Consider the following 11,117-nt stretch of genomic DNA (forward strand, 5'->3'; position numbering starts at 1 on the left):
AACGCCTATTCCATGCCTTTCTCCGCTGCGCGCGGCTCCACCCAGTAAATGTCCACATCCATCCGGCAGATCACGCCGGCCGTCTCCGACGCCGAGGCCTTCACGCGGCTGTCCGGTTCGATTCCCATATAGCTCACCACCATGCTGGCAGGCTCTGCGTCAATCCGGTCCGCCATCCTCATGGCATCCCGGACACCATCGCCGGCCAGCTCCAAATGGATCTGCGCGTACCGGAACTCCGGGCCGAAGGCATTTCCCAGACTGCCCGAACTCCCCGCACTGCCTGAACTCCCCGCACTGCCCGGGCTTTCCGTCCTGGGGACAGCCTTCTCCGACCGGAAATCCCCTTTTCCGGACTCTGACCGGACGATTTCCAGTCTGCGCACCGTCAGTCCGGACTCCCGGGCCATACGCTGGAACATGCGGTCAAAGGCCACATCCTCCATCGTTTCATAAAAGAACAGGTCCCCGCTTTCCTCCAGGGTCGGCTCCGACACAATAACCACATCGATGAACTGTTCCGCATCAATCCGCTCCTGCTCCAAACGGCCGCACTCCTCACGGGCGGACATACGGCGCTCCATAGCCGGTTCCAGAATCCGGGTCCGGCCAGCCGACCAGATCAGAAGGACCGCCAGCGCCGTGAGCAGTACACATTCCCGTTTACTGAACCGCATTTTGCCGTCCCTCCTTTCCCGTCAGCCTGATCTTTATCTCCATAGAAAGTGTCTGTTCCCCGGCGGCTTCCGCCCCGTAACCCCAGGAACTGTATTCCACCTCTGTAAAATACCCGCTGTCCCGCACGCGCTCCACATATCCGGGCGCCTCCCCGGAATCCGGTATGGTGAGGCGCAGGCTGAGGTATCCCGTGGTTTTATTGTAAACCACGGACTGAATGTCCATGCCGGGAGCCAGGCAGTCCTCCAGGACCTCAAAACCTTCCATGGTCAGGCATTTCATGGTTCGGATTTTGTTCGTTGCCGCCTCCATCCGGCTCTGGTAAGCGCGATCATTGGCCTGCTCCTGATGTCTGGCTATTTTCTCCCGGTAGGCCGCGACCCCTTTATCCTCCGCCAGGTAGGCGGACAGCTCCCGGGATTTTTGTTGTGCGCGGTATGTCCCGGCCTCCAGATAACACCAGATTCCGGCCACTGCCAACGCGTTGGCCGCTGCAAACAACAGGCAGCGGGCGCCGAATCCCTCCGGAAGGATTCCCCTTCCCCGCCGGGACAAACCGCGCTCCGCAGCCAGGAGGTTCACCGGGCACAGCCCCTTCTCAGGCCGGTAGGCGGCGCAGAGCACCATCGCGCTGAAGTGAATGTCCTCCTCTGCCACCGGGCTTTTCCCAGACGGGCGGATGTCAAACCGGAGACAGCGGCATGGCAGCCTGAGCAGACCGCCCACAGAAGCGGCCGCCGCATCCGCGTCCTTCAGTCTGCCCGGGAGAATCAACACCTGCTGCACGGTCTCGGATTCCGTGCGGGCCTCGCAGAACTGGACCAACTTTCCGATCTGATCCGCAATCTCCTCATAGAGAAGTCCCTCCGCTCCCGCATCGCAGAAGCGCCTCACATTCAGCCGGACATTCCGGTTTAAAAGGCAGTGCCCGTCTTTAACCAGACACAGGCGCAGCTGATCCGATTCCAGCGCCGCCACCACGGCGGTCTGGCGGCGCGCTCCCATACGGAGGGCAAACTTAGCCATACAGTCCGGCAGCACGCTCAGACGTGCGCAGGAAATACCAGCCTCCTTTAAGGGCAGCAGCCGCTTCTCAAGCCGTTCCCGCTCCATGGCGTACGCCAGGAGATGCTGCTCCTTTCCGCGCCCCGCCCGCTCCAGGAAATCCATATCCACCGCAGTGGCCGCAGCTGTTCTCCGAAAATAGGCGATTTCATTTCGGATCATTCCCCGCGTAATCTTAGCGGACGCCGCGGGAAGGCGCATCTCACGCAAAACGGTCTCGCTTCCTCCCACCGCCGCAATCACGGACTTTCCGGCCAGGCCCGCTGACCGCAGAAATGCCGCCGCCTCCTGCACGTCCCCGGCCCTGGTTAATTCTGCGGTCTTTGCCGCGCGCAGCGTAAACACTCCGCCCTTAAAGCAGCCGCACACATAGGCGATCCGCCTGTCCTCCAGATAGAGATAATGTCTCAACGATTTCCTCCTCATCACAGCATATGGGAATACATGGTGTAAATGGGCATCATGACGGCGATCACAATACTTCCAACCACCAGGGCCATCACGATCATCACGCAGGGCTCCAGAAGCGCAACCATCTGTTCCAGGGCCATTGCGGATTCCGACTCGTAAAAGATTCCCGCATCCGCCAATATATTCTCCAGCGCGCCCGATTCTTCACCGGCCGCCACCAGGGAGATAAATACCGGCAGAAAGATGCGCCGCCGTTCCAGCGACTGGGAGAGCATTTCTCCCTTGCGCAGATCCATTCCCACCTGCCCCAGACACATCCGTATGTAGGAATTACCCATCACGGCCGCTGCAGCGTCCAGGCTTTCCAAAATGCTGATACCGCTGGCATACAGCAGGGAAAAGGCCGAGGCGAACTGTGCCGTGTACACGGTTTTCAGCAGCCTCCCCGCCACCGGAAGCCCCAAAAGCAGCCGGTCCTTTTCCAGGCGGACCGCGGGAATCGTCAAAATCCAGGCTCCCAGTCCCAAAAGTCCACAAACAGCCAGCAGCAGATGCAGCCCGTGAATTTTCAGAAACGCGCTCGTCCCCATCAGGAAACGTGTGAACGCCGGAAGCTCCGTCCCGGACAAAAGCGACGCGAACCTGGGCAGCACGATGGTCAGCATAAACACCGTAGCCACCAGCGTGACCACCAGCAAAATGGCGGGGTAGGTCATCGCGCTCTTTATCTTCTTGCGCAGCTTTGCCTCCCGGCTGTAATGATCCGCCATTTTCGCCATCACCCGGTCCAATGAACCGTTCAGCTCTCCCATTGCAGCCATATGTACCAACAGTCCGGGAAATATCCCGTTCATCTCCGCCATGGCTTCGGACAGCGTCCGCCCCTTCTGCACCGTCTCGTTAAGCCGGGCCAGAATCCGCCCAAGGGATCGGTCACGGGTGGAACTGCCGCAGACGGAAAGCGCCCTGGAAACGGGCACGCCCGCGCCCAGCATGGTGGACATCTGACGACAGAAAGGCGGGATGGCGTCGGACTTCACTCTGCTGGAAGTCCGACGGCCGTTCTCCGCCTCTGTTCTGCGATATTCATAACAATAAATTCCCCTCCGGTGAAGCATCTCAAGCAGCGACTGCTCGTCCGCAGCCTCCAGCGTCCCTGCGCAGCAGGTGCCGTCCATCCGGAGTGCTTTATAGCGGTAACGTGCCATTTCATCCCCTTCTCTTTCGTTTCCCGCAGACGTACAAAAAACGGCCTTATCCGATGGATTCCGATCAGATAAGGCCGCCCGGCTGCGATAATCTCATGGCCTGATACAAGGCGTTTCAACGGAATTGATTCTGCGCCGGCTCATAATGATAACCGATGCCGGATAGTGTGGAGACGATCTCCGCCTTCAGTACGCCGGCAGAACGGCAAAACTCATCAAGCGTGCCATAGTGATCCCTCAGCTGCGTATTTATATAACTCAATAAAATGACCGGATCTTTCGGTATACTGTCCATGGTTCGTTTTCTTCCTCCGTCTCTGCTGAATCATCTGACCTGGACCCAGCTGGCATCCGGTTCACAATATTATTATCGCTTATGTTTTTCATTGTCAAGACTTCATTCCCAATTTCGCTCATTTTTTGCAAATTCCAGTGGTTTTTTATCAAAAAAAGGCGTAGGATAGGCCCCCCACGCCTTTTTACATGGATCCCAAATATTTACAAATTACTCCACATACGCGATCAGCCGGTCTTGATGTTCGGACACGTCGATCACAATGGTGTTGCCCGCACGGACGCCGTCCTGGAGGATAATTTTGGCTGCCAGCGTCTCTACGTGTTTCTGAAGGTAACGCTTCAGCGGCCGCGCGCCGTACACCGGATCATAACCCCGCTCGATGACGAACTCCTTCGCCTGAGCGGTCAGCTCGATGGTCAATTCCCGGTCCGCCAGACGCCTGTTCAGATCCGCCACGCACAAGTCCACGATTCCGCCGATATTCTCCCTGGTTAAGGGCTTGAACAGAATCACCTCGTCCAGACGGTTCAGGAACTCCGGCCGGAAGTGGGCCCGCAGATCGTTCATCACCGCGGTCTCGGCCTCAGGCCGGATGCGGCCGTCCTCGCCGATGCCCTCCAACAGGTACTGGGAGCCGATGTTGGACGTCAGGATAATGATCGTGTTCTTAAAGTCCACGGTCCGCCCCTGGGAATCCGTGATCCGCCCGTCGTCCAGAACCTGGAGCAGCACATTGAACACGTCCGGGTGAGCCTTCTCCACCTCGTCGAACAGCACCACGGAGTAAGGCTTGCGCCGCACCGCCTCGGTCAGCTGTCCGCCCTCGTCGTAGCCCACATATCCCGGAGGCGCTCCGATCAGACGGGCCACGGAGTGCTTCTCCATGTACTCGCTCATGTCGATGCGGACCATGTTGCCCTCATCGTCGAACAGCGCTTCCGCCAGGGCCTTGGCCAGCTCGGTCTTGCCCACGCCGGTGGGGCCTAAAAACAGGAAGGAGCCAATGGGCTTGGTGGGATCCTTGATACCGGCTTTGGACCGGATAATGGCCTCGGTCACCTTTTCCACGCCCTCCTCCTGGCCGATCACCCGCTTGTGGAGCAGATCGTCCAGATGAAGCGTCTTGCTGCGCTCGCTCTCAGTCAGCTTAGCCACCGGGATTCCGGTCCAGCGGGAAATGATCCGCGCGATCTCGTCCTCGGTCACACTCTCGCGCACCAGGCTCAAATCCTCGTTTCTTACCCGCTCCTCCTCCTCGGCCAGCTCCTTCTGCAGCTGGGGCAGCTTGCCGTACTGGAGTTCCGCGGCCTTGTTCAGGTCGTATCGCTGCTGGGCGTCCTGAATCTGCCGGTTTACCGTCTCGATCTCCTCCCGGAGAGCGGAAAGGCGGTCCACGCTGGCCTTCTCATTCTCCCACTGGGCTTTCCGGGCCGCGAACTCGTCGTGCAGCTCCGCCAGCTCTTTCTGCAGGTCCGCCAGACGGTCCTGGCTTAAGTGGTCGGTCTCCTTCTTCAGGGCGGCCTCCTCAATCTCCATCTGCATAATCTTGCGGGACATCTCATCCAGCTCCGCCGGAAGGGTGTCCAGCTCGGTCTTGATCATGGCACAGGCCTCGTCCACCAGGTCGATGGCCTTATCCGGCAGAAACCGGTCGGTAATATAGCGGTCGGACAGGGTGGCGGCGCTCACCAGCGCGGAGTCCGTGATCTTCACACCGTGAAACACCTCGTAGCGTTCCTTCAGGCCCCGGAGAATGGAAATGGTGTCCTCCACCGTTGGCTCATCCACCAGCACCGGCTGGAACCGGCGCTCCAGCGCCGCGTCCTTCTCAATATACTTGCGGTACTCGTTCAGGGTGGTGGCGCCGATGCAGTGCAGCTCGCCTCTGGCCAGCATGGGCTTTAACATATTTCCCGCGTCCATGGAGCCCTCGGTTTTACCCGCGCCCACAATGGTATGCAGCTCGTCAATGAAAAGGATAATCTGCCCGTCGCTCTTCTTCACTTCCTCCAGCACGGCCTTCAGACGCTCCTCAAACTCGCCTCTGTACTTGGCTCCGGCCACCAGAGAACCCATGTCCAGAGCAAACAACTTCTTGTCCTTCAGTCCGTCCGGCACGTCGCCCCGCACAATCCGCTGGGCCAGGCCCTCCACCACGGCGGTTTTGCCCACGCCGGGTTCGCCGATCAGTACCGGGTTGTTCTTGGTTTTACGGGAAAGGATCCGGACCACGTTTCGGATCTCGCTGTCGCGGCCGATCACCGGGTCCAGCTTCTGCTCACGCGCCCGTTCCACCAGGTCGTAGCCGTACTTGGTCAGGGTGTCGTAGGTGGCCTCCGGATTGTCGCTGACCACCCGCTGGTTGCCGCGCACCGTGGACAACGCCTGTAAAAATGTCTCCCTGGTGATGTTGTACATCTTGAGCAGGTTTTTAACCGACCGGCTGGGATGCCTGATCAGGGCCAAAAACAGGTGTTCCACGGAAACGTACTCGTCACCCATGGACTTGGCCTCGTCCTCCGCGTTGATCAGCACCTTATTCAAGTCGTTGCTGATGTAGAGCTGGCCGCCTCCGCTGACCTTGGGCAGCTTCTCCAGCGCCTGTTTCACCTCATTTTTCAGCATATCGCCCTGAATCCCCATCTTGGTCACCAGCTTTAAAATCAGGCTGTCCTCCAGGGTGAGCAGAGCGTACAGCAGGTGCTCCTGATCGATCTGCTGGTTTCCGTACTCGTAAGCCAGCTTCTCGCAGTTCTGCACCGCCTCCATCGATTTTTGCGTAAATTTATTGATGTTCATCACTCATTCCTCCTCTATTCGGAATTGTGCTCTTGTATCTGTGTTCTAGTCGTACTATAACACGCTTTATTAGCACTGTCAAGGGGTGAGTGCTAATTTTTTCGTATATTTTTTGATCTTATATATTTTAATGTTGCAATTAGATTTTCTAATGTATAAAATGGGAAGAGTCCGTTCACTCCTGCCCCTCGGGGTGGTAAAATAGGGGCGGACTTTTGAAAAACAGGGAGAATAAAAAATTATGAAGAGCAATCGAGACTGGTATCTGCAGGGCGCCCATGACGGCCTCCCCATTGCCATGGGATATCTTGCGGTTTCCTTTACATTGGGCATCGCGGCAAGAAATGTGGGGCTGGGGGCCTTCCCCGCATCGCTTATGTCCATCACCAACCTGACCTCCGCCGGGCAGTTCGCGGCCCTGGGGCTCATCACGGCCGGCACCTCCTACGTGGAGATGGCGTGCACGCAGCTGATCATCAACCTGCGGTATTTCCTGATGTCCTGCGCCCTTTCCCAGAAATTAGATCCAAACATGCATTTTTTCCACCGCCTGCTGGTGGCCTATGGGGTCACGGACGAGATCTTCGGTATCTCCATCGGTTCGGGCAGAATGTTAAACCCCTTCTATGCCTACGGCGCAATCAGCGTGGCCGCTCCCAGCTGGACCCTGGGCACGTTCCTGGGCGTGGTTTCCGGAAACGTCCTGCCCGCCAGGGTGTTAAACGCGCTGAATGTGGCGCTCTACGGCATGTTTATCGCCGTAATTGTGCCTCCGGCCAGGAAGCAGAAGGTGTTGGCCGGACTGGTCGCAGTGTCCATGGCGGCCAGCCTGCTGTTCACCCTATTGCCGGTAGTCAGCCAAATCTCCACGGGCATGCGCATCATTATCCTGACTGTGCTGGTAGCCGGAGCCGGGGCTGTCCTGTTCCCGGTGGAGGAAGCGGAAGAAAAGGAGGAACTCCATGAAGCATAACGTATATCTCTACATTTTTGTCATGGCGGCCGTCACCTACCTGATCCGGGTACTGCCGCTGACGCTGATCCGAAAGCCCATCCAGAACCGGACCATCCGTTCCTTCCTCTATTATGTACCTTACGTGACGCTGGCGGTCATGACCTTCCCGTCCATTCTCACCGCCACCTCCAGCCCGGTCTCGGCAATGGCCGGTTTCCTGGCCGCCCTGGTACTGGCCTACCGCGGCGCCGGGCTGTTCGGGGTTGCCTGCGGCGCCTGCGGTCTGGTGTTTCTTCTGGAGCTGTTTCTCTGACAGCCCGTTCTCTGAATTCGCGTGTGTGCAAATTGGGAAGGCCCAGACCGCGCAGGGACGGGTCCAGGTTGACGTTCCCTGAATTCGCGTGCGTGCGAATTTGGAACTCAGAAACGGACTTCAAACGGCCGCATCACGGATAAACCGTCAGCTGCCCATTCTGCATCTGATAGCGCAGGATGCGCTGGCCCTGCCGGGTGGCGTCCGGCAGCGCGGAAACGGACTCATGGGCTTTGTCCGGTGCGGCGGCAGTGATCTGCTGCTCATAGTAAAATGAAGTGACGGCTCCGATGCCGAGAAGTACAAGCACGGCCCAGAACAGCGCATTCTCTGTCATACGTCCCAGCAGCCGCCCTCTGCGCGGCCTTTGCGCCAAAATGTCGGTGGGTATCATCATAAGGGTATCTCCGTCCATATCGATCCTTTTTACAGCCTATGGGGTTTTTTGTCCAATTATGCCGGGAGCAGACTGGGAATGCGCACAGGTGCAGGGAAGCCGGAAAATGCAATAGGCCCGTCGTTGAACCGACGGGCCATTGTTTTTTCCATATTCTGTATTTTCTCTTCTGATTTACTGTAAGCCGGTCGCGGTGATGGTCCGTCCGGTCAGGGTTCCTTCATAGCTGACCGTAGCAGTATCGCCCTCCTTCAGGCTGTCAAACATACCGTCCTCGCCCACAAATGTGAAGATGCTCTTCTCCGCATCGGAAGTCTCCAGAACAACCGTGTTGCTGTTCACCTGAAGCACCTTTCCAGTCAGCATGTAGATATCCGCATCCGCAGAATCGCTGGCATCCTCGGTCACGATTCTGGTGGCCATAGCCGGCTCTTCCTCGTCCTCGGGATCTCCGTAATAGGTAATCTCCGCTTCCACGCCTGCCTTGATGCCGCCCTTGGTCACCTGCTGGGCAATGGAGGTGTCAAACGTATAGGTACCGTCCTCGGTTTTCACCGTCATGGTTTTCCCGTCCACCTTCTCGATGGTGCCGTTGGTCACCGGATCCTCCTCCTCGGCCGCCGCTTCCTCGGCCTCCTCGGCCGCGGAGGTTACGATATCGATAAATACCGCCTTGTTCTCGCCATCGGACAGCTCGCCGTAGAAGGTAACCTCAACCTCGTCGCCCACTCCCAGCTTGCGGTCATCCGAGAATTCCGCATCTGCGTATGTAAACTTCACCTGTTTTCCCTCGTCGTCCTCAACCGTCACGATCTGATCCGTAAGTTCCTTCACATATCCGTAAAAATAATCCTCATCCTGATCGGACTCAGATGCAGCTGCCGCTGTGGTCGTCTCAGCCGCCGTGGTTGTCTCCGCTGCAGTTGTCTGGGCGGCAGTGGTCTCCTCCGCCTTCTTGGAAGAGCAGGCGGTCATTCCCAGCGCCAGTGCCAGCACTGCGATGGCTAAATAATGTTTTTTCATAATTCAGTATCTCCTCTTCGTTATTTTGCTTCTCACAAAATACTCCTCAGTTATCCGCGCCGGAATAGCCCCCGGCTCGGATACATGATACATATTACTACGAAACCACGGCGATTGCTATGTCTTTTTCTTTAATTTTTTTTAAATTCCTTCTAAACTGGTCCGTCCTACAAGGAACCCATACGCCCGATTGCCCTTGTCACCAGCTCCCGGAATCTGGGCGCCACACGGTCGGCGGTCTCCTGTACCTCCTTGTGGCTGAGGGGCTGATCCGTCATGCCGCAGGCCAGGTTGGAAATGCAGGAAATACCGCAGATCTTCATTCCCATGTGGTTTGCCGCCACCGCCTCGCAGGCCGTGCTCATACCGCAGGCGTCGCCGCCCAGGATCCGGCACATCCGCACCTCCTGGGGACTCTCATAAGCCGGGCCGGTGAACTGGACATAGACGCCCTCCCGTAACGGGATATCAAGTTCCGCCGCACATTCCCGAATCAGGCTGCGAAGGTCCTCATCGTAAATATGGCTCATATCCGGGAACCGCGGTCCAAGCTCGTCCAGATTGGGACCGATTAGCGGCGACGGCACCAGGCTTGAAATCTGATCCCGGATCAGCATTAAATCTCCCGCCGCAAAATCAAAGTTGACGCCGCCGGACGCATTGGTCAAAAACAGGATCCTGGCCCCCATCAGCTTCATAAGTCGGATGGGAAGCACCACGTCTGTCATCGCATACCCTTCATAGTAGTGGACCCGCCCCTGCATCAGCACCACCGGTACCCCCTCAATATGGCTGAATACAAAACGGCCCTTGTGTCCGGGCACAGTGGAGACGGGAAATCCCTCAATCTCGTGGTAGTCGATGGCTGCCTCCACCTGAATGTGGTCCGCATAGTCCCCCAGCCCGGACCCAAGCACCAGCGCCACGTCCGGTGCGAACGGAATTCTGTCCTTCACGCTGTCATAGCAGCGCAGCAGTTTATCATAAACCGGATTCATATCGCATGCTCCTTTCTTTCGGGCGCTCACCGCCCGTCACCGCCATTTTACCACATGTCCCCCTGGCGGCTCAAGCCCCGGCATAATCGTTTTTATTTCCTCTTTTTTCTTTTCTCCTCCCTCCGCCAGGCTGCAAGAAGCACAATCGTGCCCAACAAAATTGCAAACAGCCCCACTGCAATGGTGACCACCACTCCGCTGCGTATCAGGTACCAGAATTTCCCATTTTCGTTTTCCGGAACAGGCTGCTCTGCCTCTGACGTGGTCTCGCGGATCACGCTCACCGACGGCTCCCGGACCGGAATGTTCAGCTCATAGACGGTTTTCAGGCAATAGCGCTCCGGAATCGTCCGCACGATCTGCCCCGCATAGACCACCCGGTAATCCGCCACCCGTTTTTTCCCAACAGCGACGGCATCCCGGCAGACCTCGCCGCCTGCGTCCATATACGGTTCGCCGTCCCAAACCATGTTTTCCACCACATAATCGCTGCTCTTAAGGCCCAGAACCCGCAGCAGTTCCTCCCGGTACGCTTCGGACGGCGGAAGTTCCTGACCCGCCGGGATCATAATTTCTCCCAGCTCATACTGCTCAGCCCCATAGGAATGAAACGTGACCGGCACGGAAAATTCATCGGACCAGCGCTCATCCAGCACTGTTTTTTCCGTCATTTCCAGCACTCCCCGGGCGTTCTCCCCATCCTGGTCTTCCTCCACCGTAATCTGCCAGGGAATCACCTGCGCCCCTTCCACCGCCCGGTAAACTACCTCCTTCTCCGCGTCGTGACCAGCCGTTTCTTCCGGAATGCACTCCACATTCCAATCCGCCAGCCGGTATCGTTCCCCGGACTCATCCGTGTAGTATTCCGGCGGCCGCACAAAGCGCTCCCGCTCGGCGGCATCCATGAAGGTGGCCTGGCGGATCGTCTTTCTCATATTTTGGTCCTCGTTTATCACAAGGCTTTCCTCCCGG

General features: G+C 57.7%; 11 protein-coding genes. 2 read left to right on the plus strand and 9 right to left on the minus strand.

All coding sequences use genetic code 11. From position 1 onward, the window contains the following. Window positions 1-5 precede the first annotated feature (5 nt). The 5 genes from ACK2JC_RS10925 to clpB form a co-directional block, all read right to left on the minus strand. Window positions 6-677: a hypothetical protein gene (locus tag ACK2JC_RS10925; RefSeq protein WP_320938304.1), complete on the minus strand. Its 672-nt coding sequence runs from the start codon at window positions 675-677 to the stop codon at window positions 6-8. Beyond that, window positions 664-2,154, minus strand: coding sequence for a hypothetical protein (locus ACK2JC_RS10930; protein WP_320938305.1), 1,491 nt, complete (start codon window positions 2,152-2,154; stop codon window positions 664-666). The genes ACK2JC_RS10925 and ACK2JC_RS10930 overlap by 14 nt, the downstream gene beginning before the upstream one ends. Before the next feature lie 14 nt (window positions 2,155-2,168). After that, window positions 2,169-3,362: a type II secretion system F family protein gene (locus ACK2JC_RS10935; RefSeq protein WP_107435632.1), complete on the minus strand. Its 1,194-nt coding sequence runs from the start codon at window positions 3,360-3,362 to the stop codon at window positions 2,169-2,171. A gap of 115 nt (window positions 3,363-3,477) precedes the next feature. Continuing rightward, window positions 3,478-3,657 carry a DUF4250 domain-containing protein gene (locus ACK2JC_RS10940; protein WP_092369647.1) on the minus strand — a complete coding sequence of 60 codons (180 nt, stop codon included), beginning with the start codon at window positions 3,655-3,657 and terminating at the stop codon, window positions 3,478-3,480. Window positions 3,658-3,867: 210 nt separating this feature from the next. Next, on the minus strand, window positions 3,868-6,459 hold the full coding sequence (gene clpB / locus ACK2JC_RS10945; RefSeq protein ID WP_227167787.1) for an ATP-dependent chaperone ClpB: 2,592 nt from the start codon (window positions 6,457-6,459) through the stop codon (window positions 3,868-3,870). A 241-nt stretch (window positions 6,460-6,700) separates the two neighbouring features. On the opposite strand from clpB, the gene ACK2JC_RS10950 reads away from it, so the two are divergent. Both ACK2JC_RS10950 and ACK2JC_RS10955 read left to right on the plus strand, forming a co-directional pair. Then, window positions 6,701-7,432, plus strand: a complete 732-nt coding sequence (locus tag ACK2JC_RS10950; protein ID WP_092369653.1) for an AzlC family ABC transporter permease — start codon at window positions 6,701-6,703, stop codon at window positions 7,430-7,432. Continuing rightward, a complete protein-coding gene (locus tag ACK2JC_RS10955) occupies window positions 7,422-7,727 on the plus strand; it encodes an AzlD domain-containing protein (RefSeq protein ID WP_320936307.1) in 306 nt (101 codons plus the stop codon). Before ACK2JC_RS10950 ends, ACK2JC_RS10955 begins: the two co-directional genes overlap by 11 nt. A gap of 133 nt (window positions 7,728-7,860) precedes the next feature. Here ACK2JC_RS10955 and ACK2JC_RS10960 read toward each other — a convergent pair whose 3' ends face one another. The 4 genes from ACK2JC_RS10960 to ACK2JC_RS10975 form a co-directional block, all read right to left on the minus strand. Further along, entirely contained in the window at window positions 7,861-8,124 is a 264-nt protein-coding gene (locus ACK2JC_RS10960; protein WP_320936306.1) for a hypothetical protein, read from the minus strand. Window positions 8,125-8,298: 174 nt separating this feature from the next. Beyond that, window positions 8,299-9,147: an ATP synthase subunit K family protein gene (locus ACK2JC_RS10965; protein ID WP_118755118.1), complete on the minus strand. Its 849-nt coding sequence runs from the start codon at window positions 9,145-9,147 to the stop codon at window positions 8,299-8,301. A gap of 167 nt (window positions 9,148-9,314) precedes the next feature. After that, on the minus strand, window positions 9,315-10,145 hold the full coding sequence (locus tag ACK2JC_RS10970; protein ID WP_107435629.1) for a purine-nucleoside phosphorylase: 831 nt from the start codon (window positions 10,143-10,145) through the stop codon (window positions 9,315-9,317). 92 nt (window positions 10,146-10,237) lie between these two features. Continuing rightward, window positions 10,238-11,080: a hypothetical protein gene (locus ACK2JC_RS10975; protein ID WP_320936305.1), complete on the minus strand. Its 843-nt coding sequence runs from the start codon at window positions 11,078-11,080 to the stop codon at window positions 10,238-10,240. Between the last annotated feature and the right edge of the window lie 37 nt (window positions 11,081-11,117).

Origin of the sequence: Enterocloster lavalensis (genome assembly GCF_046603895.1) — a bacterium.
Classification (GTDB): Bacteria; Bacillota; Clostridia; order Lachnospirales; family Lachnospiraceae; genus Enterocloster; species Enterocloster lavalensis.